We start from the raw sequence: 25,880 nt of genomic DNA on the forward strand, positions 1-25,880 counted from the left end.
GTGTTGATCGGCGACGTCGCGCGGCGGTCCGGGGTCAGCGCCCGCATGCTCAGGCACTACGAGTCGCTCGGGCTGGTACGGCCCACGGGGCGCACCGGCTCCGGCTACCGCCGGTACTCCGACGAGGACATCCGGCGGATCTTCCACATCGAGAGCCTGCGGTCGCTGGGTCTGTCGCTGCGCGACGTCGGCCGGGCGCTCGACGACCCCGGCTTCGCGCCGGCGGAACTCGTCGACGACCTCATCCGCCGTACCCGCGAGCGCATCGCGGCGGAGACGGAGCTGCTCACCCGGCTGCGGCGGATCGACGCCGCGGAGCCCGCCGGCTGGGAGGAGGTGCTGGGGGTCGTCGCGCTGCTCCAGGCGCTGGAGTCGAAGAGCCCGGGCGCCCGGCAGCGCGCCGCCCTGTCGGCGGGCGACGCGGCCCGGTCCGCGGGCGAGGACGTCGCGGTGCCGGTGGAGGCACTGGTCGAGGCCGTACTGGGCGAGTCCGACCCGAACGTCGCCGGGGCCCTGCGCTGGGCGCTGGCGCGGGCCGGCGGGGACGGGGCGGCCCTGCTCGCGGCGGGCCTGCGCTCGCCCGCGGCCGAGGTGCGCGAGCGGGCCGTCCGGTCCCTCGCCGAGCTGCCGGACGGCGCGGCGACGGCGCTGCTGCGGGACGCCCTCGGGCACCCCGACGCCGTGGTCCGCAGGTACGCGGCCCTGGCGCTCGGGGCCCGCGGGGTCGCCGACGCCGTCCCGACGCTCGTCGACATGATCGTCGAGGCGGTGAACGACGCCGACGCGGCCGACGCGCTCGGCACACTGGCGGGCGACCCCGCGCTGGCGGAGCGGATCGCCGCCGGGCTGGTCGACCGCCTCGCCCACGACGCCGTCGGCCCGGACGCCCGCCGCCGCCTGGCCCAGGCGCTCGCGGAGGTCCCGGGCGGCACCACGGACCGAGCCCTCGACGAGCTCGCCCGGGACGAGGACCGTGCGGTCGCGCTCACCGCGACGTACATTCTCAAGCTGCGCAGCACGCGGTAGTCGCGGGGCGGGGACGGGGGCGGGGTGACAGGGGCCGGGCGGTTCCGTCGACAGCGGCGGCTGTTCCTCTCGGTGGCGATCGACACCTTCGGCTCCGGCGTCTTCCTGCCGCTGTCGCTGCTGTTCTTCGTCACCGTCCAGCACTTCCCGGCGGCCGCCGCGGGCACCGCCGTCACGGTCGGGTCGCTCGCGTCCTTCGCCGTCGTACCGCTCTGCGGACGGCTGGTCCAGGCCGCGGGGCCCAAGGCCTGTCTGCTCGTCGGCAACGTCCTGACCGCACTCGGGTACGGCCTGTTCTTCGCCACCGGGAACCTGGCCACGGTGGCGGCCGCCACCTTCCTGGTGACGGCCGCCGACCGGCTCTACGGCGCCGCCTGGCCGACCCTGGTAGCGCGGTTCGCCGAACCGGAGGAACTCACCGAGTGGTTCTCCGCGGTCACCGTCCTCAAGACGACCTCCCTGGGCGTCGGCACCCTGGGGGCGACCGCCCTGATGGCACTCGACGGCGGCCACGGCCTGTTGGTCGCACTCGCGTTGAACAGCGCGAGTTCCCTCGTCGCCGCCGTCCTGCTGCTGGGGGTCACCGTGCCGGCCGCCGAGCGGCCCGGGCCCCGGGCGGCGGCGCGCTCGAACACCCGGGCGGCGCTCGGCGACCGGCGCTTCCTGTCCCTGGTCGCGTCCCAGACGCTGTTGTCGGCGGCCTGGCTGATCCCGACGGTCGCCTTCCCGGTGTACCTGGTGGAGAGCCTCCACCAGGCGCCCTACTGGCCGACCGTCGTGGTCGCCGTCCGCTACGCCACCGCCACCACCCTGCAGATGCGGATCAGCCGCCGGCTCTCCGGCTGGAGCCGGTCCCGGGTGCTGCGCCTGTCGATCGGCGCGGTGGCCGCCGCCATCGCCCTGACCGCCGCCATCCCGACCGCCCCGCACCGCCTCCAGGGCCCGCTCGCCGTCCTCGTCGCGACGATCCTGGCGCTCGCCGAGCTGGCCTCGAAGCCCACCGCGGCCGCTGCGGCGGTCACCATGGCCCCCAAGGGCGACGAGGGCCCGTACATGTCCCTGTTCCAGCTGACCTGGACGGTCTCCTACGCCGTCGGCCCGGCCGTCATCGGCCTGGGCCTGCAGAACCCCCCGCTGCTCTGGACCGCCCTGTTCCTCTGCGTCGCTGCCAGCGCCCTCGCCCACCGCCTCCGGGCCCCGCTGCGGCAGCCGGCCGCCTCGCCAAGTCCAGCGCTCCGCCCGCCGGTTGAGGGGCGATCGACCCGACTCCGCTGACCTGGACCGGGAGTCCCAAAACCCTCGACCGGCACCGGAGACCGCCGGACGTCAGCGCCGGACCGGCGGCCGCTCCACGAGCCCGAAGGCGCGCAACTGGTACGGGAGGGCGGCCGGGCGGCGCCACCGCAGGTCGAGGCCGCAGGCGCCGAGGACGGCGCCGAAGGCGTGCCGCATGGCGTCCTGGACGGCGGTACGGGCCCGGGCGGCCTGCTCGGCGGGGGCGGCGGCCAGGCGGCGGGAGGGGTTCCAGCGGAGGTCGGCGACGCCGGTGGTGTCGTCGCCGTCGTCGACGGGCCGGCACGGCGCGAGGGTGATGCCGGGTGCGTGCAGGTGGTCGGCGACCGGGAGACCGGCGAGTGCGGCGGTGCGGCGCACCGCGTCGACGACGTCCGCGTCGATGCCGAGGTCCTGCGGGCGGGAGCCGGCCAGGGCGGAGCCGGCCGGGGCGGGGCCGGCCGGGGCGGGGCCGCCGGCGCCGCCGACCCTGGTCTCGCCGTCGAGCCGGCCGGCCACGACCTCGATGCCGAAGGCCGGCAGGAACTCCGCCAGCGCGTTCTGCATGCCGGCGGTGACGATCCGTCGGGCGGCGGCCGCGGGCTGCCGGGGCTCCTCCATGGCGGCGGCGGCCGCCAGCCGGGGGCCGGGTTCCCAGTGCAGGGCCAGCAGTCCGGCGCAGTCGTCGTAGTCGTCGTACGGCCGGGCCGGGCGCAGTCGGACGCCGGGCCCGTGCCCGCCGTACCCGACGGGCAGGCCGGCCAGCAGGAGCGCCTCGGTGACGCGGTCGGCGAGCAGCGGGTCGATCCGGGGCCCGCCCAGGGACGTGTCCTCCGCAGCCGTGTCCACGCCGTCCTCCTCCTCAGGGCCACGGGCGGCGGCCGACCGGCTGCGCCCCGAGGGTACGGCGTACCCGGGCGGCCGGCCGGTGAATCCCGGAACCGGCCGCCGCGACGCCCGCCCGTCCGGCGGTCAGGCCCGCATGGGCCCCTACAACCAACCGCGCCGCGCCGTCTTCAGCCCGGCCTCGAAGCGGCTCGCCGCGTCGAGGCGTTCCATCACGGAGGCCATCTGCCGCCGTACGGTCCGCACCGAGACGCCCAGCCGCTTGGCCGCCGCGTCGTCCGTGAGCCCGGTGGACAGCAGCCGCAGCAGCTCGCGCTCCCCGGCGCTCAGCGTCAACGACGCCACCTCGTCCCGGTCTCCGCAGATCGGGACCGCGGTCTCCCAGGTCTGCTCGAACAGGGCGACCAGGGAGGCGACGATGCCGGGCTCCCTGGTGCACAGCGCGCCGGCCCGGGTGTTCTCCGGGTCGATCGGCACCACGGCCGTGCTCCGGTCGAAGACCAGCATCCGCGGCGGCAGCGCCGACGCGGTGCGCACCTCGGCGCCGAGATCGGCCATCCAGCGGGCGTAGTCGAGGGTCTCCGGGGCGTCGTGGATGCTGTCCTGGTAGACGGTGCGCAGCCTGACTCCGCGTCGCAGGGCGTCCTCGTCGAGCGGGCGGGACGCGGCCAGGCTGGCCGCGGACTGGCCGCCGCCGGGCATCACCGCCAGGACCTCGGTGGTCAGCCGGGCGCTCAGCACCTCCAGCTTGTCCTGGATGGCGTCCAGGCCGAGCAGCCGCTCGCGGTCGGCCACCGGGGTGTCGGTCCGTACCTTCGCGTACTCCCCCAGGGCGTGTGCGACGGCGGCCTTGGAGGCCGCCAACTCCTGCTGGCGGCGTGCGAGTTCCTCTTCCTGGCGGCGCAGCAGGATCTCCAGTCCGCGCTCCGGGCTGACCGGCCGCAGGGTGCCGGGCCGTTCGCGGGAGTTCCGCAGCAGGGTGAGGTCGGCGAGCCGGTCGAGGGCTGTGCGCACGTCGGCCTCGGGGAGTTCGAGCCGCTCGCAGAGTTCCGCGACCCCTCCCTCTGGGTCGGCGAGCATTTCCCGGTAGACGGCTTCCGCAGTGGCGTCCAGCCCCAGCAGTTCCAGCACTTCACGACCCCTGATCCCCGTGGACGATTCCGTATGCCCGGTCGGCCCGCAGCCGATCTTTCCTCCGGCCGGAACGCGATCGCAAGGGCATGATCCGGTCAAAGCCCCACTCCAGGGGCGTCCGGGCCCCGGCAGGTCCCGCGGCGGGGTGGAATCCGTCCCGCCGCCCCGCGCGGTTTTGCAGCATGCTGCCTGTCCTGATCCTGCCCCCGGATTCCCTTCCCGTGGGGGGCCGCGAAACGGAAGGATTCGCCGTGCGCGCAATGCACGAATTTCCGGACACCCAGAACTGCGGTCTCCCTCAACGCAGTTCCCGCACAGAACAGGACTCCGTCGTGGCCGTCCGTCCATTCGCCGCCGTTCTCCTGACCCTCACCATCGCCGGCGCCACCGCCCCGGCCCTCGCCGCCGCTTCGACCGCCTCCGCCGCCGCGCCGTCCGCCGTCCAGGGCACGGGCGGGTCGATCGGCTGGGACGTCCCCGGCGCCGACTCGATCGGGTGGGACACCCCGTCCCCCCGGTCGATCGGCTGGGACGCCCCGGCGGTCGACGACTTCGCCGGGCGGGTCTGACCTGCGGTGTTCGCGGTCCATCTGACCGTGCCGGCCGATGCCGCCTCCCCGTCGGGAGAGGCGGCGGCCGTGGAGGTCCAGGCCGCGCTGTGGGCGTGTGCCGGTCCGGGTGACGGCCTGGAGCACGTGCGCGCCCGCACCGTGCCCGGCGGCGTGGGCCTGGTGCTCTACGTCCGGGCCCCGGACGGGACGGCGGCCCGGTCGAGGGCGCAGGGCCTGCTGGACCGGGTGCTGACGGCCACCGGCCGGCTCCCGTCCGGCCTCCGCTAGTCGCGCCGACCGCCGGTTCCCGGCGGCGGTGACCCGTCGTCACGCCCGAACGGTTTCCGCACTTCCGGGCGGTTTTCGACCGATCTCACCGGTCCGGAAAATTGGCCGATTCATTGCGCCGGCTTTACCTCGGCATATCTGACATGCACTCGGCAAGTCGGCTGTGCCCCCCTTCCCCGACGACCCTTCCTCTCCTTTCAACAGACCGAACAGACCGAACAACCGACCAGAACAGTCGAGGAGTTCCATGTCACGCCCCACGGGCGAATCACCACGGCACCGGACCGAAGCCGGCTCGCCTCCCCCCACCGCGCCACGCCGCCGCAACAGCGTGCTGCGCAACACCGCCGTCGCCCTCGCCGTGGTGCTCTCCGCCGAGGCCGCCGCCGTCATCATGACGACCGGTCAGGCCGTCGCGGTCACCCCGGAGCAGGCCCCGAAGCCCGCCAAGGCGCAGGGCCCCGCCGAGGCCAAGGACATCCCCACCGCCCACCTCAAGGCTCGGTTGGAGAACCGCCGGATCGAGGTGGTCGACGAGCGCACCGAGTCGACGACCACCTGGATCAACCCGGACGGCACCACGACCCTGGACCTCGCCACCGGCCCCGTCCGCTACAAGGACAAGGCCGGCAAGCTCCAGCCGATCGACGTCGACCTCGCCAAGCAGTCGGACGGCAGCGTCAAGGCCAAGGGCCACCCGCTCAACCTCTCCCTGGCCGGCGCCACCGCACCCGCCACCGCGTCGAAGTTCAAGGCCGCCGGCGCCCCGGCGGGCGACCCGAAGGCCCCGACCACGCCGCTGGTCTCGCTGGACAACGGCCAGGGCACCGCCATGTCGCTGTCCTGGCGCGGCACCCTGCCCGAGCCCACCGTGGACGGCGCCAAGGCCCGCTACGCGAACGCGCTCACCGCCACCGACCTGGTCATCGAGTCCACCCGGACCGGCTTCGAGCAGTTCCTGGAGCTCAAGGACCGCTCGGCGGTGGCCGCCAACGGCAGCGTGACGCTCACCCTGGACGCGGCCGGCCTCCAGGCCCGGCAGAACCCGGACAACTCGGTCTCCTTCCTCGACCCGAAGACCGGCGAGGAGAAGGGCCAGCTGCCCGCCCCGGTGATGTGGGACGCGCAGGTCGACGAGCGCAGCGGCGACCACACCCGCACCGCGCCGGTCGCGCTGAAGGTCACCCAGGACGGGAACGCGATCGACCTGACGCTCACCCCGGACGCCGCCTTCCTGAACGACCCGAAGACCAAGTACCCGGTGACGATCGACCCCGCGGTCAACATCGGCGTCGGCTTCGACACCTTCGTCCAGGAGGGCTACGCCACCGACGTCTCCTCGCAGACCGAACTGAAGCTGGGCAACAACGGCTCCGGCCAGGTGGCGCGTTCATTCCTGCAGTTCCCGATGGCGAAGATCAGCGGGAAGCAGATCACCAGCGGCAAGCTCAACCTGTGGAACTTCCACAGCTGGTCCTGCACGGCGAAGAGCTGGGAGGTGTGGGACACCGGCACGGCCACCACGGCGACCCGCTGGACGGCCCAGCCCGGCTGGAACAAGAAGTGGGCGACCTCCACCGCGACCAAGGGCTACTCCAGTTCCTGCAACGACGGTTGGGTGAACCAGGACATCACCAGCCTGGTCAAGGCCTGGGCCGCCAACGGCAACGCCAACAACACCCTGGGCATCCGGGCCACCGACGAGAGCGACCCGTACGGCTGGAAGAAGTTCAACTCCGGCAACGCGACGTCCAACACCCCGTACCTGTCGGTGACCTACAACACCCCGCCGGCCGTCTCCACTCTGGTCTCCCCGGCGAACGCCGCGCTGACCAACGACGCGACGCCGACCCTGTCCGCCAAGGCGACCGACCCCGACGGCGGCAACATCGCCCTGGACTTCGAGGTCTGGACGTCCAACGGCACCGCCGCCCTGCAGTCCGGCCGCACCGCCATGGCCGCCTCCGGCTCCACGTTCACCTGGACCCCGGGCACCGCGCTGCCGGCCGGCGCCTACAAGTGGCGCTCGCGCTCCTGGGACGGCACCGCCAACAGCGCCTGGTCCGCCTTCCGCACCTTCACCGTGGACACCACCGCGCCGGGCGCGACCACCGTCTCCTCCGGGGACTTCCCGGCCGGCCAGTGGTCGGGCACCCCGGACGCCAACGGCGACTACAGCGGCACCTTCACCTTCACCCCGCCGACCGGCGACGTGAAGGACCTCCAGTACAGGCTGGACGGCGGGGCCTGGGTCACCGCGGCCACCACCGGCACGCCGGTCAGCGCCAAGCTCACCTTCAAGGCGGGCTCCCACACCATCACGGCGCACACCCGCGACGCCGCGGGCAACGTCTCCGCCGACAAGACCTACGCCTTCTACGCCGGCAAGGGCGCCGCCCTGGTCGCGCCCGGCTCGGGCGAGCGCCCGGCCCGCCGCACCTCGCTGCTGGCCGAGGGCAACAGCAACTACACCGGCGTGCGCTACCAGTACCGCCGCGGCGAGACGGACGCCTGGAAGGACGTCCCGGTCGCCAACGTCGCCACCACCGACGGCAAGGCGGTGGCCGCCTGGCCGTTCGCCGCCCCCGGCGGCAAGCCGGCCGCGCTGACCTGGAACATCACCGACACCCTGGCCGAGAACGGCCCGGTCGACGTCCGCGCGGTGTTCACCGACGGCACCGCCACCGACGCCACCGAGTCGAACACCGTCACCGTGGACCGCAACGCGGGCACCGCGCCGGAGACCAAGGTCGGCCCGGGCGAGGTGAACACCCTCACCGGTGACCTCACCCTCTCCGCCACCGACGCCGAGGGCTTCGGCCTGCACGCCGAGCGCTCCTTCTCCTCCCGCCGGCCCGCCAACGGCTCGGCCCAGGAGGGCCAGGCCGCGATCTTCGGTCCGCAGTGGAGCTCCGGCACCACCGCCGAGCTCACCGACTCCGCCTACACCTACGTCCGCCAGACCTCGGCGACCTCCCTCTCGGTGGTCTCCTCGGACGGCTCCGAGGTCGGCTTCACCGCCACCGGCGCCGGCGGCTGGAAGCCCGAGCCCGGTGCCGAGAACCTCACCCTGACCGGCGCGTTCACCGGTGCCTTCACCCTGAAGGACACCGAGGGCACCACGGTCACCTTCGCCAAGGTCGACTCGGCCGCCACCACCTGGCAGATCTCCGGCTCCTCGCTGCCCAGCGACAACTCCACCACCTCGGTGGTCTCCGAGAAGGTCGTCGCCGGCGGCAAGACCCTGGCCCGCCCGAAGTACGTCGTCGCGCCGTCCTCGGCGACCGCCTCCGCCAACTGCGCGGCCGTGCCGTCCACGGCCGGCTGCCGGGTGCTGGAGTACGTCTACGCCGACACCACCACCGCCACCGCGTCCGCCCTGGGCGACAAGGCCGGCCAGGTGAAGCAGATCCGCCTGTGGTCCACCGACCCGGGCGCCGCCACCGCCACCGCCGTCGTCGTCTCGCAGTACGCGTACGACGAGCAGGGCCGGCTGCGCGAGGTCTGGGACCCGCGGATCAGCCCGGCGCTGAAGACCGCGTACGGCTACGACGCTACCGGCCGGGTCACCACCGTCACCGAGCCCGGCGAGCTGCCGTGGACCCTGGAGTACGGCAAGGCCGGCAACGCCGCCACCGCCGGCGACGGCATGCTGCTCGCCGCCTCCCGCCCGACCCTCAAGCAGGGCAGCAAGGACGTCACCGACGGCACCGCCACCACCTCGATGGTCTACGACGTCCCGCTGAGCGGCGCCAACGCGCCGTACCCGCTGGCGCCGTCCGACGTCGCGGCCTGGGGCCAGAGCGACGCCCCGACCGACGCCACCGCCGTGCTGCCGCCCGACGCCGTCCCGGCCACCCACGACGGCAAGGCGCTCGGCACCGCCGGCTACAACCGCGCCTCGGTGACGTACACCAACGCCTCCGGCCGCGAGGTCAACACCGCCACCCCCGGCGGCGGCATCACCACCACCGAGTACAACGCCTACGGCAGCCCGGTGCGGACCCTCTCCGCGGAGAACCGCATCCTCGCCCTGGCCACCACCGGCAACGACCTGAACAAGCTGCGCGCCCTCGGCATCGCCGGCCGCGCGACGGCCGACCGCGCCCAGGTGCTCTCCTCCACCTCGGTCTACTCGGCCGACGGCAAGCGCCTGGTGGAGCAGTTCTCGCCGCTGCAGCTGGTCACCCTGGAGCACCCGCTGGCCGCCTCCGGCACCAGCCCGGCCCTCGCGGCCGGCGACGAGGCCCCGGCCCGTTCCCACACCGTCAGCAGCTACGACGAGGGCCGCCCCGCGGGCGCCGTGGTCAGCGACCTGGCCACCTCGGTGACGGTCGGCGCCCGGATCGACGGCTACGCCGCCGACGCCGACCAGCGCACCACCGCCACCGGCTACGACTGGGCCCAGGGCCTGGCCACCAAGTCCGTCCAGGACCCGGCCGGCCTGAAGATCACCACCACCACCGGCTACGACGCGAGCGGCCGGGTGACCTCGCAGAGCCGCCCGAACTCCACCGGCTCCGACGCCGCCACCACGGTGACCACCTACTACACCGGCACCGGGACCGGCGCCTGCGCCGGCCACCCCGAGTGGGCCGACCTGGTCTGCTCGATCGCCCCGGCCGCGCAGATCGCCGGCGGCGGCAGCAACCCGCTGCAGCTGCCGACGAAGACCTTCCAGTACGACCGCTGGGGCAACGTCGCGGTGCAGACCGAGACCGCCAACGGCGTCACCCGTACCACCACCCGCAGCTACGACGCGGCCGGCCGCCCGGTGAAGATCTCGACCAGCGGCGGCACCGGCACCGCGGTCGCCGACACGGTGTTCGGCTACGACCCGGTCAACGGTGAGCTGACCACCACCACCAACGGCAAGGCCACCATCACCCAGGGCTACGACAAGCTCGGCCGCCCGGTCTCCTACGACGACGGCGCCGGCAACGTCACCACCACCGAGTACGACAAGCTCGACCGCCCGGTGAAGAAGTCCGACTCGGTGCCGTCCACCGTGACCTACGGCTACGACACCGCCAAGGACCCGCGCGGCCTGCCCACCTCGCTGACCGACTCGGTGGCCGGCACCTTCACCGCCACCTACGACGTCGAGGGCCGGCTGGTCACCCAGACCATGCCCGGCGGCAACACCCTGACCAGCACCTACGACAGCCAGGGCGTCCAGACCGGCAAGACCTACACCAACCAGGCGGGCACCGTCCTGCTGGCCGACACCGCCGACTTCACCGTCCACGGACAGCAGGCCGGCCGCACCCAGTCCGACGGCAACAGCACCACCAGCGGCTACACCTACGACGCCACCGGCCGCCTCACCAAGGCCGCCGACAGCACCGGCCTGGCCTGCGCCACCCGGACGTACGCGTTCGACAAGAGCAGCAACCGGACCAACCGCACCAGCGTCACCGACGACTGCGACCCGGCCACCGCCGACGCCGTCACCCAGGCCGAGAACCACGGCTACGACACCGCCGACCGCCTCACCGACACCGGCTACGTGTACGACGCCTTCGGCCGCACCACCGCCCTGCCGAAGGGCACCCAGGTCGGCTACTACAGCAACGACCTGGTCCGCACCGAGACCCTCGGCGACACCCGCAGGACCTGGGACCTGGACGCCTCCGGCCGCCTCGCCGTCTCCACCACGGAGACCAAGGGCACCGACGGCACCTGGGCCGTCACCGCGCAGGACACCAAGCACTTCGACGGCGGCAACGACAGCCCGACCTGGTCCAAGGACGCGGCCGGCCGACTGACCCGCAACGTCCTGGACCTGACCGGCCAGCTCACGGCCGCCACCGGCACCGACGGCGGCGCCGTCCTGCTGCTGACCAACCTGCACGGCGACGTGTCCGTCCAGATGTCCCCCGACGGCACCGAGGACCTCGCCGTCTACCACTACGACGAGTACGGCAACGTCGTCGACGCCACCGGCTCGACCGACTACGGCTGGCTCGGCGGGGCGCAGCGCGAGACCGACAGCGTCTCCGGCCTCTCCCTGATGGGCGTGCGCCTGTACGACGCGACCACCGGCCGGTTCCTCCAGACCGACCCGGTCCTGGAGGGCTCGCCGAACGCCTACGGCTACCCGGTCGACCCGATCACCATGGACGACCTGACCGGCATGTCCTGGAAGAAGAAGTGGGTCGCCAACTTCAGCCGCGCCGAGGGCAACACCATCGGCGGCCTGCTGATCGTCTCCAGCAAGGTCTCCAAGGGCATCTCCAGCATCCTGAAGAAGCTCCCGCACATCGCCGCCCGGGCCGCCGGCTGGGTCCTGTGGGCGCTGTCGTACCTCATGAAGAGCATCGGCAAGAAGTTCATCAAGTGCGCCAACAAGCGGGGCAGCCACGGGGTCCGGTTCACCTTCGGGATCTGGGACTCCAGCCACTGGTACGTGCCGGACTACCCGACCTACCGGGTGGACCCGCGCTACTGAGCCGGGTGCGAAACCCGCTGACGCCCTACTGACGTTCCACTGACGCAAGACAGGATGCAGGACAGGTGAGGCCGGGCCCGGGGGATGTTCCCCCGGGCCCGGCCGTCTGGGTGCGTCGGTGATCGTTTTCGGGCGTAGGCTCTCGGCTGATCACAGGGGCAGGAGAGGAAGTCATGGGCCAGAAGATCATCCGGTTCTCGGACCTGACCGGCGAGCACGTGGAGAGCGACGGGGACCTGGTGCGGGTGGTGGTGCTGCAGCATCCCGACCTGACGGACGGTCCGGTCGAGATCGACGCGCTCGCCGGGGAGTTGGGCGGGGTGCGGGAGCTGGCGCTCGACCTGGTCACGATCGAGCTGCACCACCCGGACCGGGCGGAGCCGCAGACCGTGGTGATGGAGGCGGCCACGTTCGACCGGCTGGCCTCGGCCGCGCCGATGGCCGAGGTGCTGCGCGCCGCCAGGCCTGCCTCCCGGGCCTCCCTGTCCCGGGCGGCGACCGCCGCCGGCCGGGACCGGGTCGACTACGCGAGCCTGGAGCACGCCGGACGGCCGCACAAGGGCCGCACCACCGAGGCGGAGAAGCAGCTCGTCCAGCAGAACCTGGACAAGATCAACGAGCGGCTCGCCGCCGAGGGCGTCCGCACCATCGACCCGGCCAACGTCGAACACGTGACCCGGTACGGCCTGGACATCCTGGCCCGCGAGACCGGCGTGATGTTCGGCTGACCGGCCCGGTCGGCCCTGCCCGCGGGCGGGGCCGACCCGCGGTGTCCGGAGCCGGCGCCCGTCCGGCCGGAGGGCCGGTCCAGTCGGGACGGCTAGTCCAGCTGGGACAGCGCGTCGGTGACCAGCTTGGTGGCGAAGTCCTCGCCTTTGTTGGAGATCCGGTTGATGTACTCCGCTAGCAGGACCGTCATGGCCTCCAGCGGGTTCATCTCCTCCTTCGTCCACGGTCCGTACTGGGCGCGCCACAGGTTGGGGCTCAGGCCGGTGCCGGCCGCGATGAGCAGGCCGGCCATGGTGGGGATCACCTCCGGGCTGAAGGTCCGCGGCATCATCCGCATCGTGGCCACCAGGCTGGGGACCGCGTGTTCGAGCACGTCGTCCTCGTGGTTCTCGAAGGCCGAGCGCAGCCAGTTCATGTACATGTAGACGAGCGTGCACACGCCTTCCACCAGCGCCTCGGCCTCCTCGGGGCCGAAGGACGCGGTGAGCTGGTCGACCATCCGCTGGTGCTCGGGGTCCGTCCCGGACTTGCCGTCGTAGACGGACTTCAGCCGGGAGTCGATCACCATGAGCGCTGCGCTCACATCGCCGACGGGAGCGTGTTGGGGGTCGCAGGACGGCACGGGACTCCTCCTAGAACGGCGACGGCCCGGTACGGCCGGTCCGTTCGTAGGGTAGGCGACCGATCGGACGGGGAGGGACGGATCCGGGCGCGGGCACCCCGCGGGGCGGGTGCGGGGCGGTGGGACGGGCGCGCGGCGACTGCGGGACGGGCCCTGTCTCCCACTCCCCGTCACCCCGGGGCGGCTCACCACACGTCAGAAGGAGCCGTCTGCAGCCGAGTTGACGACAGTGCGCGGAGGGCGACCGACCCGGGACCGTCGCGGGCCCCGGGCCGGCCGCCCTCCCTGCCGTCAGACGCCCGAGACGGCGTTCCGGGCGTTGCGGCGGCGGACGTAGACGGTGGCCAGGACGCCGGCGAGCACCGCCCCGCCGCTCATCCCCGCGACCGACGGGTTGATCATCGGAACGGCGGCCGCGGGCTCGGCCCCGCCGCACTGGGCGTGGCCGATGACCAGGTTGGCGCCGTTCAGCGACGGCAGCAGGGTGATGTGGACGGCGTTGACGGTCAGCACGCCGTTGGCGTCGGTGGTCTGCTCGTTGAGGACGATCGAGCCGACCAGCGGGATGCTGACCCTGGTGTTGGCGGGGGCATTGGCCTGCAGGTTGGTCGGGATGCCGGCGACGCTGACCGACCCGCCCGCGATCAGGCCGCTGCCGGTGGCCCCGGTGGGGGTGGCGGTGCAGGTCGAGTTGACGCCGGTCAGGGAGACGGACGCGACGCCCAGGTTGAGCCCGAGCTTGTCGACCGTCGCGGAGGCGGACGCGGTGCCGTCGGCGGGGTTGCCGGCGGTGGTCGCGGTGAGCGTGGAGTTGGTGGCGACCGGCCCGATGTCGAGGCCGATCAGGGTCTGGGTGCCGCCGGACGGGTAGGTCGACTCGGGCGACGGCGCGACGGCGACCATGCCGCCCAGTGCCTCCGTGGAGACGACGTAGGCCTCGGCCACGGGAGCGGGCAGCGCGGCGAACGCCGGGGACGCCACGGACAGGGCCGCGACGGCGAGCGCGGTTCCGGCGAGGACACGGTTGCGGGTACGAGTTCTCACGGGTGGGCCTTTCGGACGGGGGCACGGCGGACGGAGGTGTCCGCCGCACGGGGCAGGAAAGGGGGTGGTGCGTCGACTCCGCCGACCGGCCGCGGGGCCCGGATCGGCCACGGCCTCACCGGTCGGGGAGAAGTCTCGGTGCTTCAGGCGGTGGTGATCTCCTGGCCGGTGATCTCCTTGGCGAGGATCTGCCCGGCGGTGGGTTCCCGAGCGGGGACCTCCCTCGCCGTGAGTTCCCGGCCGGTGAGTTCCCGGGCGGTGAGTTCCCGGGCGGTGGACGCCGGCAGCGGCACGGCCGTACGGGCCGTCTTGTGCCAGGCGCCCTTGCGTCGCACGATCCGCCAGAAGGCGCGGACCGCGACGAGGTAGGTGGTCGCGGCATAGACCGCGAGGGCCAGGCCGTAGCCGAGCGCGGCCCGGCGGCTGATCCCCGGCTCGCTGCGGCGCCGGTACAGCGGCCCCCAGATGGCGAACTCGGCGACCCCCAGGACGAGGTAGAGCGCGATCAGCACGGCGCCGCCCTCGCGGAGGAAGGCCAGCACGAACTCCGGGTAGAAGACGATGTTGTAGCCGAAGGCGGCGATCGGCACGGTGTAGACCACCAGGCCGACGACCTGCAGCCAGGGCTGGACCATGAAGTAGAGGACTTCCAGGAAGCCCAGCGTGGTGAACTCCCGGGAGCGCCAGACCCTGCGCAGGTACGACGCGCACTGCATCGAGCCCTGCGCCCAGCGGACCCTCTGGGTGATCAACTGCCGTACGTTCCACAGGGCTTCCTGGTCCACCCAGGCGGTCGTGGTGTAGCCGTTGCGCCAGCCGGCCAGCATCATCCGCAGCCCGAGCTCGAAGTCCTCCAGCAGCGCCCGGCCCCACGGCTCGCCGCCGGCCCGGTCGATCGAGCGCAGTGCGCTGAGCCGGTTGGCCTGGCCGTTGCCGCCGACGTTGACGGTGCGGGTGAGCCGGCGGGTGATCTGGATGGCGGAGATCGGCCCGCGGAACTCGATGTCCTGGAGCCGGGCCAGCAGCCGGGCGAACCGGTTGGCGAGGCGCCCCCGGTGGGGCAGCGGGACGGCCACGTCGCGGTTGGACATCCGGACCTCGACCTGGACGGCGCCGACGGCCGGATCGCCGAAGGAGGACGGTCCGGCGAAGGTGTCCAGCATCCCCGGGGAGGGCCGCCCGTCGGCGTCCAGGACGATCAGGACCACCCGGTCGGCGTCGGTGTCCTGCGGCAGCCAGGCCTCGATCGCCCGGTAGGCGGCGTTCAGGGCGTCCCCCTTGCCGGTGCGCGCCCGCGGCAGCCGCCGGCCGACCAGGTGGACCGGCCGCCCCTCGGCCGCCCTGGCCCGTACCACCTCGGCGGTGCGGTCCTCGGAGTGGTCGTCGACCACCCAGACCCGTGCGCGGGGGAAGTGCCGGGCGAGGTAGTCCAGGGTGGTGCCGATCACGGCCTCCTCGTCCCGGCAGGGTATGAGGAAGTGCCAGTCGAACCGGCTCGGGTCGCCCGGGGCGTCCGGGCCGGCCCGCAGGAAGTTGCGCACGATCACCGTGACGTAGACGAGGAAGCCGATCCCCAGCACGAAGGAGAGGGAGACGGACAGGTCGAGCAGGGTCACGGCGCACCGGCCTCCGCGTCGCGGGTGGACGTTCGGGTGATCAGGAAGAGGAAGAGCAGCAGCGCGGTCAGGCCGGCGGCCATCATCAGCACCGAGCCGAACAGGACGTGCGTCCAGCCGAACCCCTCGTCGCCGTACCGGTGTTGCATGGCGACGATCAGCGTCAACCGGCCCAGGTTGGCGGCGAGGACCAGGGCGGCCGCCAGGGCGAAGCCCAGCAGGACCCGGGCCGGGCCGCGGGTGCCGAACAGCAGCAGGACTCCGGCCAGCAGGGCCAGCGGGGCGATCAGCAGGGCGCTGCTGCAGCCTGTGGTCAGGGCGATCCCGCGCCCGAACCCGCCGTCGTCGCCGGCGTACAGCACCGGCGCGTCGGGGGCCGGGAGCAGCAGGGTGCGCAGGCCGAGCGCGTGGGAGACCAACCACCGCGCCCCGGCCATCTCGTGGAACCGGTAGGCGCGTTCACCGGCGACCAGGGCCCCGCCCAGGCCGAGCAGCAGCGGTCCGGCCACCCCGGCGAGCACGCGGCCGGCCAGCGGGGCCCGGCCGGGCCCCGACGCCGTCGGGCGAGCCGGGCCCGGTGGCCGGGCGGGTTGCGGGAACACGTCTGCGGTCACGAGGAAACCCCCTGGGAGAAAGTCGAGTCGGCGGAGATCGGCCTGGCCGGGCGGCCTTCGTCGGCCGGGCGGCTGCCGGATGGGCGGTGCGGCTACCGCCCGTCGCGCGTCCGACCGGTCCGACCGGTCCGCTCGTCCCGGTCCGCGGCGAGCCGGCTGCGCCGCAGCAGGGCGACGCCCACCAGCACCAGGGCGGTACCGACCGCCGCCACGAGGCCGAGGCCGGGCGAGCCGGTCGAGGCCAGCACGCCGCCGCCGGCCGCCGTCGGGGGAAGGCCGCCGCCTATGGGTCCGTACATGGTGGTTCCTCTCGTTGTGACCGGGTTGTCCCGATCTTTGCGATCTGGAGCCGTATGTTGCTGGGCTGATCGGATGATCGGATAGATGCGCCGCGCCCATTCGGGTGGAAATCACCCGTTTGCCGCAGTCGGCCGCGCGGAGGTGGCGGCGATCCGGTATCCGGGGGCGAGGGCGCCGCCGCCAAGTCGGCGCACTGCGACCGGCCTTGATGCACCGGCATGGGAACCATCGACGACGCCGACGGCTCGGACGGACCCGAGTGGGCCAAGTGGGTGACATTAACCCCGCGTATGGATATTTCCTGTGAATCCACTCTTATCGTCTGCTGATACTTCCCCACCCCATCCCCTCGCCCCTTCGGAGCGCCATGTCCTCGACCGATGTCGCCCTGGTCCTCGGAACCCGGCCGGAGATCGTCAAACTCGCCGGAGTGGCCCGCCTCCTCGGCCCGCGGGCCCGCATCGTCTGGAGCGGCCAGCACTGGGACCCGGCCCTCACCAGCACCTTCTTCGCCCAGTACGGCCTCCCCCGCCCGCACCACCTGCTGCAGGGCGTCGGCGGCGAGCCGCGCGGACGGCAGATCGGCCGGATGGTCAGCGCGCTGAGCGACCACCTAGCGGCCCGGCCGCCGGCCGCCGTCGTCGTCCAGGGCGACACCAACACCGCCGCCGCCGGCGCCCTGGCCGCGCACTGCGCGGGCATACCCGTCGTCCACGTCGAGGCCGGTCTGCGCTCCTTCGACCCCGACATGCCCGAGGAGGCCAACCGCCGCCTGATCGCCCCGCTCGCCGACCTGCACTGCGCGCCCACCGCGACCGCCGCGGGGCACCTGCTGCGCGAGGGCGTCGAACCGGACCGGGTGGTGATCACCGGCAACACCGTCGTCGAGGCGACCCTGGAGACCCTGCCCGACGAGGCCGAGGCCCACCGCATCGTGGCCGAACACGGCGTCACCCCCGGCGGCTACGTACTCGCCACCATCCACCGCCCCGAGAACACCGACGACGCCGCCCGGCTCGCCCAGATCCTCGACCAACTCGCCGCCCTGGAGCTGCCGGTGCTGCTGCCCCTGCACCCCCGGACCGGGGCCGCCGTCGAGGCCTTCGGCCTGCGCGGCCCGGCCGCGCGGCTGCGCCGGACCGAGCCGCTGGACCACGCCGGCTTCCTCGCCCTGGCCCGGCACTGCCGCCTGCTGGTGTCGGACTCCGGCGGGGTGCAGGAGGAATGCACGGTGCTCAAGCGCCCACTCGTGGTGGTGCGCAACTCCACCGAGCGCCCCGAGGCCGTCCGGGCCGGCTTCGCCCGCCTCGCCCGCCCCGGCCACCAACTCGCGCGAGCACTACGGGAGATGCTCGCCGACGAGGCCGCCGCCGACCGGCTGGCACGGCTCCCCTCGCCGTACGGCGACGGACAGGCGAGCGCCGAGATCGTCGCCGCGCTCCACCATCGCTACCTGTCCTCCGAACTCCCCGCCGACACCGTGAAGTTGCCCGACCTCGACGTCGAACCTCCCACCATCGGGGGCCGGTTGGCCGCTCCCCTCCCAGCGCCCGTAGCCGCCGCGGCCGCCCACCCCCGGCACTGACCGGACCGGCGACCTCCCCCCGGCAGCCGGCCCGGATCCCCTGGCAGGAAGGTGGCGGATCCGAACCGTCGACCCCGCGCACACCGGCTGGCAAGGTCGGAAGCAGCCCGCAACCGGCGGGATCCACTGCACCCGGGGGACTCCCTTGACGACGACATCCGACGGCCGGGCGACCACCGGGACCGGCGCGGACACAGACGCGTACCGGCCGCGGGCCACGGGCTGAGGCGGGCCCCGTGGACGACCGCTACGAGCGCCACTGCCTCGCCGACCCGCTGTTCTACGACGACCCCGCCCGCGCCGAGCGCCCCGACGACCGGTTCGCCGCCGCCTCCGTCCCGCTGCCGCCGGGCTGGCAGCGGGTCGAGCACGGCCCCTGGGTGCACATCAGGGCGCCCCGCGCGCAACTGCCCGAACAGGGCTGGAAGGTGCACGTCTCGGCCACCCCGGACGAGGCCGAGCGGGTGATCGACCAGGTCCTGGCGTACTGCCTGGAACACGAGCTGACCTGGAAGTTCCTGCGCGGCCGGGCCACCGTGCTGACGGCGAACGGCAAGTACGCCGACCGCCGCTCCAGCGGCAAGCTGATCACGCTCTACCCGGAGGACGACACCCGGCTGGCGCAGGTGCTCGACGAGCTGTCGACCCTGCTCAAGGGCGTGCCCGGCCCGTACGTGCTGAGCGACCTGCGCTACCGGGAGGGGCCGCTCTACCTGCGCTACGGCTCGTTCGTCCAGCGATACTGCACCGACGAGCAGGGCCGGCGGGTGCCGGCCATGATCGGGCCGGACGGCGAGCCGGTGCCGGACGTCCGGGGCACGGTCTTCACCGTGCCGGACTGGGCGCCGGTGCCGGAGGTCGTCACGGCCCAACTGGCCGCCGACACCGCACGGGAGGCCGAGACCGCGACCGACTTCCCGTTCGAGGTCACCAAGGCACTGCACTTCTCCAACGGCGGCGGCGTCTACCGGGCCACCGACCAGCGCGACGGCCGCGAGGTGGTGCTGCGCGAGGCCCGCCCGCACGCCGGCCTCGACCACGCCGGCCGGGACGCGGTGCAGCGGCTGCTGAGCGAGCGCCGGGTGCTGGAGGCGCTGGCCGGGCTGGACTTCGTGCCCGCGCTGTACGAGCACCTGCAGGTCTGGGAGCACCACTACCTGGTCGAGGAGTACATCGAGGGCGAGCGGCTGGAGGACGTCTTCACCCGCACCTGCCCGCTCACCCACCCCGAACCGGACGAGGCCGGGCTGGCCGAGTACACCGACTGGGCGCTCGACGTGATCGACCAGGTCACCGGCATGCTGGCGGCGCTCCACGAGCGCGGACTGGTCTTCGGCGATCTCCACCCCAACAACGTGCTGATCCGGCCGGACGGGCGCTGCGCACTGGTCGACTTCGAGATCACCTTCCCGGCCGACGACGCCACCACGCCCCCGCTGGGCGCGCCCGGCTTCGTCTCCCCCAGGGCCCGGCGCGGCACGGCCGTGGACACGTACGCCCTGGCCGCGCTGCGGCTCTACCTCTTCCTCCCGGTGAACAACCTGCTCGCGCTGGACTCCGGCAAGGCCGAACTGGCCGGCCGGGAGATCTCCGCGCGCTACCCCGTGGCCCCCGGTTTCGGGGCCGAGGTCGCCGAGGAACTGCACCGGGCGGCCGGCGGGCGGCTGCCGCTCGGCGCCACCGAGCGCCGGCCTGACCCCGCCGACGGCGGCCCGCGGCCCTCGCGGCCGGCCTGGCCGCAGGCCCCGTCGGCGGACACCGAGGCCTGGCGCCCGGTGCTGGACTCGCTGGCCGCGGGCATCCTGGCGACGGCCACCCCGGAGCGGACCGACCGGCTCTTCCCCGGCGACGTCGAGCAGTTCGGCCCGGTCCACAACGGCCTGGATCTCGCCCACGGTACGGCCGGCGTGCTGTACGCGCTGCGGGCCTGCGACCGGCCCGCCCCGGCCGAGCACACCGACTGGCTGGTGGCCCGGGCGAACGCGGAACCGGACCTGCCGCCCGGGCTGTACGACGGACTGACCGGCATCGCCTGGGCACTGGCCCGCCTCGGCGCGCCGGAGGCGGCCGGCGCACTGGTCGACCGGGTGCTCGCCGCCGAGCCGCCGCTCGATCCGGGGCTCGGTTCCGGACGGGCCGGCATCGCGCTGGGCCTGCTCGACCTGGCCGGCGCGCTGGGCCGGGAGCACCTCGCCGACCGGGCCCTGGCCCTCGGCCACGAGCTGGCCCGGGAGGAGCGCGCCCCGCTGCTGCGCGGCCTGCTGGACGGCTGGAGCGGGCAGGCCGCGCTGTTCCTGCGGCTGCACGGACACACCGGCGAACCGGGCTGGCTGACGGCGGCCGAGGCGGCACTCGGCCGCGAGCTGGACGAGGCGGACATCACCGACGGAATGCTCTTCCTGGTCGAGGACCGCTACCGCCGCAAGCTCCCGTACCTGGCCGCGGGCGGCGTCGGCACCGCGCGCGTGATCGCCGAACTGGCCAGGCGCACCGGCGCCGACCGGCTGCCCGCCCGGTTCACCGAGGCGCTCACGGCCGCCGAGCGCGCCTGCCGCCCGGACCTGATCGCCGCGTCCGGCCTGTTCGAGGGCCGCGCCGGGCTGCTGCTGCACCAGCTGGGGACCGGGCACCGGGCGGAGGCCGACCGCCACCTGCGGCTGCTGGAGTGGCACGTGATGGACCATCGCGGCCACCTGGCCTTCCCGGGCCGCCGCTCGATGCGGCTCTCGGCGGACCTCGCCACCGGCGCGGCCGGCGTCCTGGCCGCACTGCACGAGGCAGTGCTCGGCCCGGTGCCGCTGCCCGGCATCACGGACTTCCCCCGGCCCTGAGCCGGGGGAACACGACGGCCACCACCGGTGGCCTGGAGCACCTAGCGGAAAGGAACGGACCATGTCGAAGATCCTGGCCCTCCAGGGGCTCGAGAGCGAGACCGCGCAGGCGGAGCTGAGGATGAGCTCCATCAGCAGCCTGTCGCACACCCTGCCGTTCGGCCCGGTCGAGACCGAGAAGTAACCGCCCGGCGTCGAACCGCCGCCCGGCCACCGGAGCGGCACAACCACCACCTGCGCTTCGAGGCGCCGGTGACCAACGAGGAGAGGACACACTGATGTCGAAGATCCTGGCCCTTCAGGCTCTTGAGAGCGACACCACGACGTCGGCCGTGGTGAGCAGCTTCCTGAGCACCGATTCCCACCTGTGGGTGGACAGCCCGGTCGAGTCCGAGAAGTAACCGCCGATCGGCGACGCGGCTGCCCGTCGGGCCCACCCGACGGGCAGCCGCCCTTGCGCCCCCTGCGGCCGGCGCGGCGACCCGCCTCAGCGTGGCACCGCGCCGGCCGCAGGGGCGCCCACCGGAACGCCTGCCGGGAGGTCCGCCGGGATGGTCAGCCCTTCGCGCTCGGCCAGCACCCCGGCCTGGAACCGGCTCTGCGCCCCGAGCCGCGCCAGCAGCTCGGCGACGTGGCGCCGGCAGGTACGGGTCGACATGCCCAGCCGTCGGGCGATCGTGTCGTCCTTCTCCCCCGCGGCGAGCAGCCGGGCGATCGCGTCCGAGACGTCGCGGGACACCGTACGGGCCGCGGCCGGCGCGGCGTCGTACGGCACGGCCTGGCCCCACTCGTGTTCGAAGAGCCGGACGAAGTGCGCCACCAGGGCCGGTTCCCGGACCATCAGCGCCCCGCCGCTGGCCCGCCGGGCCGGCACGAAGGCCGTGGTCCGGTCCACCACGACCAGTTTGGCCGGCACCTCCGCGCGGGTGCGGATCTCCGCCCCTTCGGCGATGACCCGCTCCGCGTAGGAGCGGGTCGGCGGGTCGAACCGGGTCGGGTGCTGGTACACGCTCCGCAGCCGCACGCCCCGCTCCAGCATCTCCAGGTCCCGGGGCAGCAGCTCGGCCAGGGCCGCCTGCGGGTGCCCGCCGCCCGGCCGGATCGCCAGCACCTCCTCCTTCGCGGCGCCCACCACCGAGTCGAGGGCCGAGCGCAGGACGTACGCGTCCTCCAGCAGCCGGACCGAGCCGTCCGAGCCGCCGCCCTGCGACCGGTACACCGGCGCCAGCGAGGTCACCTCCGCGCGCAGCCTGGCCAGCTCCGCCTGTCGGCGCCCCAACTCGGCCTCCTCCAGGCGCAGCCGTGCCTCCTCCTGCCCGGTGAGCCGCGCCACGGCCGCCTCCGGACCGACCGTCACGTAGCAGACGCGCTCGGCGCCCGGACGCCGGACCAGCAGGCAGAGCGCCGCCAGCAGGTCGACGGCCCGGCGGCACCGCGCCTCGGTGAGCCCGAGCGCGCCGGCCATCCGCGCCGGGTCGGCCGGCCCGACCCGCCCGTGCCGCACCGCCCACTCGTAGACCAGCCGCGTCTCGTGGTCGAGCAGGGCCCCCCGCCCCGACGACCGGATCGTGTCCGTGTTCACCGGATTCATCCACCCCTCCTCAGTCGGCCATTCATCTTCCTGCCCCCTCGGCCCTTGGCCGCCGCCGTGACCTGTGACGACTATCGGACAACCGCTCCGGAGACCTGCCGTTCACCGGACGCGTCGTCCACCGCCACCTGCTGTCAAGAGGGCCGCCATGAAAGAACGTGGAACCGCCCGGGTCGCGTTCACCGCACCCGCCCCGGCGGACCGGGGAGCCGTCCGCGACACGGCGGAGCGGGCCGCCGTCCGCGACACGGTCGGCGACCGGCTGCGGCGGGCCCGCCGGGAGGTCTTCCTCTGCTGCCCCGGCGGCGACCCGACCGCGGCGGTGCTGGCCGACCTGGTGCTCGCCGAGCTGGCGCCGACCGAGCAGCCGCGCGGCGGCCCCGCGCCGCGCACCCGGATAGTCCAGCAGCACCCCGCCCGCTTCCACCTGCCCGCCCAGCGCCAGGCCCGGGCCGCCACGCGGGCCGGCGCCGAGGTGCGGACCACCGACGAGAGCTACGGTCCGCTGCTGGTCATCGACCGGGAGAGCGCCTTCCTTGCGGAACGGGGGCGGCCCGAGGGGCTGGTGCTGGTGACCCAGCCGTCCGTGGTGGGCCACCTGGCCGACTCCTTCGAGACGCTCTGGCACCGGGGCGCGGCCTTCCACAGCGGGCCGGCCGCCGCCCGCGCCGTCTCCGACGACCTCCGCACCGCGATCCTGCGGCTGCTCGCCGACGGGCTGAAGGACGAGACCATCGCCCGCCGGCTCGGGCTGTCGCTGCGCAACTGCCGGCGGCACATCGCCGGCCTCTACAGCGCGCTGGGCGCCGACAGCCGCTTCCAGGCGGGCGTGCTGGCGGAGCGCCACGGCCTCACCGGGAAGGCGCCGGAGGCCACCGGCGAGCCCCGGTGAACGCCCCCGCCGGCGGTGGTCGACCTCAGCCGTTGCCGAAGAAGCCGAGCGCCCCCACCGCGCAGACCCCGCCGGCCCCCATGAACACCGGGGTCAGCACCTTGATCTCCACCCAGCTGCCGGCCCGGAACCGCATGCCCTTCGGCGGCCCGACCGGGTACCACCGCCGGCGCCCGATCGGGATCGGCCACAGCACCGGACAGCCCGAGACGGTCAACGCGTCGCCCAGGCAGTGCACCAGCGCGCCGAGCGCGATCGGCAGCCCGATCCACAGGTACTGCTGCCCGGGCTCCTCGAACAGCCACTGCGAGCCGTTGCCGGGCTTGTCGAGGACCTCCGCGAGCATCCACGCACTGGCCGCGCCCAGCAGCCACACCAGGACGTCGCTGGAGACCCGGGCCTGCCGCCACAGCAGGCCCTCGATCGCCAGCACCATGTGCACGAACAGCACCACCAGCACGCCCCAGCGGCCGCCGAACACGGCCACCGCCGCGGCGCCCGCCCCGCACAGCACCGCCCAGAGCCAGGTGTGCGTCAGCGTCCGGTGGCCGCCCGAGCGCCGCGGGTCACCCTTGCCGCGGGTGGCCTTGTACACCGCGTACGAGAGGTTGTCGATCACCTCGCAGAGCGCCCGGGACACCGGCCCGAACGCCCTGGATATCGTCGCCGCCTTGTGGTCCAGGTCCGGCGCCAGCGCCGCCCCGGCACAGATCAGCGCCCCCGCGAGCAGGACCGGCCAGGGCATCGGCTCCCCCATGCCGGCCGCCACCGCGCCCACCCCCAGCCATGCGGTCGCACCCGACAGCGAATGCGCCGGTCCCATCATGTCCGTACACCACCGATCCTCATCAGCTCCGTCCTCACCGCGAGGACCTGACATCACGGCAGCCTATCCGTCCAAGATCACCGACCGGCCGCGGTCGGCCGCCCCCCCGCCCGCAGCTCAGGCCAGGGCCTTCTCCAGGGCCGCGGGGTAACTCCGCATCAGGTGGTCGCGGATGCCCTCGCCGTCCGGGGCGAACGCCGCGGCGCCCAGCCCCTTGGCCCGGCCGGCCAGCCCGGCGACCAGCCCGGCCTTCTCCTGGACCCGGCCCGCGGAGTCGACACCTTCCGGGAGACGGCCGCGGTGGTCCTCGGTGAGATCCCGACCGATCACGGCGACATCGCCGTTCGAGAGCAGCCAGATGTCCGGGCACTCGTCCCTGCCGTCGGACACTCCGAGCTCCTTCGCGGACTCCCCCAGGCGCTTCTCGAACGAAGCGGACCGATCGGCTTCCCATCCACGATCCACAACTGCCCCCGTCGATCGGTCTCGTGGCGTCGCACACAGGCTCCGATTCCTGCGCCTGACGCCGAGTCAGTAGTCTGTCCGGCACATTCGCCGTCAAGTGAGAGGAGCCGCCGCCGTGGACGACGGAACACCCCTGGGCGAGCAGCGCCGCGCTGCCGCCGACGGCAGCGCGGCGCGAACGCAAGAGCTGGTGACGGGAGTTGCGCCGGCCTCGCCCGGCGCTGCGAGGAGGACGCCGTGAGCGGCAGGATTCCGCGTGAGCGGCAGGGCCGGTGGCACGACCGGCGGGGTCGTGGGTCGCGTGGGCCGGCCAAGGGGCCGGCGCAGCCGCTGATGCCGTTGCCGGACGGGGTCCCGCTGCCCGAGGAGTTCACGCGGGAGCCCTCGCAGGACGGGAGCGGCGGACCCGGCGACGTCGCGCGATAGCCTCCGGGTCAGGCCCACGGGGGCCTGCCCCGGCCGTCCGCCCACAGGGCGAGCGCCCGCTGGTCGACGGCGCGGATGCCGACCTGGGTGCAGAAGGCGGCGGCGGCCTTGGTGAAGGAGCTGGTCGTCACCACGGCGGCCAGATCGCAGTGGTGCACGTCGCGGTAGGTGCCGTTGACCACCTGGACGTCGTTCGAGCCGACGAAGGTCCGCGGTCCGTAGCGCTTGGCCTGGATGAGGATGCGCTGCCCGGTGGGGGTGGTGGCCAGGACGTCCGCCGCGAGGTCGCCGGCCCCGCCGACGACCCTGACCTTCGTGCAGCCGTCCCGGCGGCACAGGTCCGCCAGGGCGTGTTCGAAGGCCTTCGGTGTCATCGCCAGGAACGGCCCGATGTGCCGCAGTCGGGCGGTCCGCGCCTCCAGCTCCCGTTGTCGGGCGCGCACCCGCGAGCGCAGTACGGCGACGCCCACCGCGGCTGCGGCGATCAGCAGGGCGGTGACCAGGAGGAGGTGCTGGGCCGACCAGCGGACCACCGCCGTGGCCGGAACGAGCACGACCACCGCGGTCGCACCCAGCAGCGGAGCGTTGCGCTTCATCCGCCGCGCCCGGCGGGCAGCGGTCGACCGGCGTCGCCGGACAGGCCTGCGGGCCATGGCACCCCCTCACCCCACGGTGTTCGGGCGAGCCTAGGAGCAACCGCGCCCCACGCGCCCGCGATCCCGGTGAACTCCACCCTCCGCGCCGCCGAGTTGACCGGATCCCGCCCCCGAC

General features: G+C 73.9%; 22 protein-coding genes. 11 read left to right on the forward strand and 11 right to left on the reverse strand.

All coding sequences use genetic code 11. The annotated features are described in order from the left end of the window. Nucleotides 1-1,026, forward strand: coding sequence for a MerR family transcriptional regulator (locus ACWDBE_RS03435; protein ID WP_449807096.1), 1,026 nt, complete (start codon nt 1-3; stop codon nt 1,024-1,026). A 72-nt stretch (nt 1,027-1,098) separates the two neighbouring features. Continuing rightward, nucleotides 1,099-2,301 (forward strand): MFS transporter, encoded by a 1,203-nt coding sequence (locus ACWDBE_RS03440; RefSeq protein WP_449807097.1) that lies wholly within the window; start codon nt 1,099-1,101, stop codon nt 2,299-2,301. 51 nt (nt 2,302-2,352) lie between these two features. Here ACWDBE_RS03440 and ACWDBE_RS03445 read toward each other — a convergent pair whose 3' ends face one another. Next, complete coding sequence (locus tag ACWDBE_RS03445; RefSeq protein ID WP_449807098.1) at nt 2,353-3,147, reverse strand: hypothetical protein; 795 nt, start codon at nt 3,145-3,147, stop codon at nt 2,353-2,355. 141 nt (nt 3,148-3,288) lie between these two features. Then, on the reverse strand, nt 3,289-4,275 hold the full coding sequence (locus tag ACWDBE_RS03450) for a helix-turn-helix transcriptional regulator (RefSeq protein WP_449787617.1): 987 nt from the start codon (nt 4,273-4,275) through the stop codon (nt 3,289-3,291). Between the two features lie 335 nt (nt 4,276-4,610). Here ACWDBE_RS03450 and ACWDBE_RS03455 point away from each other — a divergent pair, with 335 nt between their 5' ends. From ACWDBE_RS03455 to ACWDBE_RS03470, 4 genes are all read left to right on the forward strand, one after another. After that, nucleotides 4,611-4,847: a hypothetical protein gene (locus ACWDBE_RS03455; RefSeq protein ID WP_449787618.1), complete on the forward strand. Its 237-nt coding sequence runs from the start codon at nt 4,611-4,613 to the stop codon at nt 4,845-4,847. A gap of 27 nt (nt 4,848-4,874) precedes the next feature. Then, nucleotides 4,875-5,117 (forward strand): hypothetical protein, encoded by a 243-nt coding sequence (locus ACWDBE_RS03460; protein ID WP_449807099.1) that lies wholly within the window; start codon nt 4,875-4,877, stop codon nt 5,115-5,117. A gap of 247 nt (nt 5,118-5,364) precedes the next feature. After that, nucleotides 5,365-11,568: a DNRLRE domain-containing protein gene (locus ACWDBE_RS03465; RefSeq protein WP_449807100.1), complete on the forward strand. Its 6,204-nt coding sequence runs from the start codon at nt 5,365-5,367 to the stop codon at nt 11,566-11,568. A gap of 173 nt (nt 11,569-11,741) precedes the next feature. Further along, the gene (locus ACWDBE_RS03470; RefSeq protein WP_449787621.1) at nt 11,742-12,296 is read left to right on the forward strand and encodes a hypothetical protein; all 555 of its coding nucleotides are present in this window, start codon (nt 11,742-11,744) and stop codon (nt 12,294-12,296) included. A 92-nt stretch (nt 12,297-12,388) separates the two neighbouring features. Here the strand turns inward: ACWDBE_RS03470 and ACWDBE_RS03475 are convergent, their stop codons facing one another. The 5 genes from ACWDBE_RS03475 to ACWDBE_RS03495 all read right to left on the reverse strand — a co-directional run bounded on the left by ACWDBE_RS03475 (nt 12,389) and on the right by ACWDBE_RS03495 (nt 16,492). Then, nucleotides 12,389-12,865, reverse strand: a complete 477-nt coding sequence (locus ACWDBE_RS03475) for a hypothetical protein (protein ID WP_449787768.1) — start codon at nt 12,863-12,865, stop codon at nt 12,389-12,391. 345 nt (nt 12,866-13,210) lie between these two features. Beyond that, nucleotides 13,211-13,963, reverse strand: coding sequence for a choice-of-anchor P family protein (locus ACWDBE_RS03480; protein WP_449787622.1), 753 nt, complete (start codon nt 13,961-13,963; stop codon nt 13,211-13,213). 143 nt (nt 13,964-14,106) lie between these two features. Continuing rightward, complete coding sequence (locus tag ACWDBE_RS03485; RefSeq protein ID WP_449807101.1) at nt 14,107-15,579, reverse strand: glycosyltransferase family 2 protein; 1,473 nt, start codon at nt 15,577-15,579, stop codon at nt 14,107-14,109. After that, nucleotides 15,576-16,193: an archaeosortase/exosortase family protein gene (locus ACWDBE_RS03490; RefSeq protein WP_449807102.1), complete on the reverse strand. Its 618-nt coding sequence runs from the start codon at nt 16,191-16,193 to the stop codon at nt 15,576-15,578. The genes ACWDBE_RS03485 and ACWDBE_RS03490 overlap by 4 nt, the downstream gene beginning before the upstream one ends. A gap of 92 nt (nt 16,194-16,285) precedes the next feature. Next, nucleotides 16,286-16,492 carry a hypothetical protein gene (locus tag ACWDBE_RS03495; protein WP_449807103.1) on the reverse strand — a complete coding sequence of 69 codons (207 nt, stop codon included), beginning with the start codon at nt 16,490-16,492 and terminating at the stop codon, nt 16,286-16,288. Between the two features lie 368 nt (nt 16,493-16,860). Here ACWDBE_RS03495 and wecB point away from each other — a divergent pair, with 368 nt between their 5' ends. The 4 genes from wecB (at nt 16,861) to ACWDBE_RS03515 (ending at nt 21,310) form a co-directional block, all read left to right on the forward strand. Then, on the forward strand, nt 16,861-18,078 hold the full coding sequence (wecB, locus tag ACWDBE_RS03500) for a non-hydrolyzing UDP-N-acetylglucosamine 2-epimerase (RefSeq protein WP_449807104.1): 1,218 nt from the start codon (nt 16,861-16,863) through the stop codon (nt 18,076-18,078). 236 nt (nt 18,079-18,314) lie between these two features. Continuing rightward, nucleotides 18,315-20,909, forward strand: a complete 2,595-nt coding sequence (gene lanKC, locus ACWDBE_RS03505; RefSeq protein WP_449807105.1) for a class III lanthionine synthetase LanKC — start codon at nt 18,315-18,317, stop codon at nt 20,907-20,909. 61 nt (nt 20,910-20,970) lie between these two features. Then, nucleotides 20,971-21,093, forward strand: a complete 123-nt coding sequence (locus tag ACWDBE_RS03510; RefSeq protein WP_449787628.1) for a hypothetical protein — start codon at nt 20,971-20,973, stop codon at nt 21,091-21,093. Nucleotides 21,094-21,187: 94 nt separating this feature from the next. Beyond that, on the forward strand, nt 21,188-21,310 hold the full coding sequence (locus ACWDBE_RS03515; protein WP_449787629.1) for a hypothetical protein: 123 nt from the start codon (nt 21,188-21,190) through the stop codon (nt 21,308-21,310). An 86-nt stretch (nt 21,311-21,396) separates the two neighbouring features. Here the strand turns inward: ACWDBE_RS03515 and ACWDBE_RS03520 are convergent, their stop codons facing one another. Next, a complete protein-coding gene (locus ACWDBE_RS03520) occupies nt 21,397-22,500 on the reverse strand; it encodes a helix-turn-helix transcriptional regulator (RefSeq protein WP_449787630.1) in 1,104 nt (367 codons plus the stop codon). A 148-nt stretch (nt 22,501-22,648) separates the two neighbouring features. On the opposite strand from ACWDBE_RS03520, the gene ACWDBE_RS03525 reads away from it, so the two are divergent. Beyond that, nucleotides 22,649-23,392, forward strand: a complete 744-nt coding sequence (locus ACWDBE_RS03525; protein ID WP_449807106.1) for a LuxR C-terminal-related transcriptional regulator — start codon at nt 22,649-22,651, stop codon at nt 23,390-23,392. Between the two features lie 25 nt (nt 23,393-23,417). On the opposite strand, the gene ACWDBE_RS03530 is transcribed toward ACWDBE_RS03525, so the two are convergent. The 3 genes from ACWDBE_RS03530 to ACWDBE_RS03540 form a co-directional block, all read right to left on the reverse strand. Then, nucleotides 23,418-24,218 carry a metal-dependent hydrolase gene (locus ACWDBE_RS03530; RefSeq protein ID WP_449787632.1) on the reverse strand — a complete coding sequence of 267 codons (801 nt, stop codon included), beginning with the start codon at nt 24,216-24,218 and terminating at the stop codon, nt 23,418-23,420. 117 nt (nt 24,219-24,335) lie between these two features. Continuing rightward, the gene (locus tag ACWDBE_RS03535) at nt 24,336-24,608 is read right to left on the reverse strand and encodes a hypothetical protein (protein ID WP_449807107.1); all 273 of its coding nucleotides are present in this window, start codon (nt 24,606-24,608) and stop codon (nt 24,336-24,338) included. A 509-nt stretch (nt 24,609-25,117) separates the two neighbouring features. Beyond that, complete coding sequence (locus ACWDBE_RS03540) at nt 25,118-25,705, reverse strand: restriction endonuclease (RefSeq protein ID WP_449807108.1); 588 nt, start codon at nt 25,703-25,705, stop codon at nt 25,118-25,120. Nucleotides 25,706-25,880 lie beyond the last annotated feature (175 nt).

The sequence above is a fragment of the Kitasatospora sp. NPDC001132 genome, assembly GCF_053598415.1.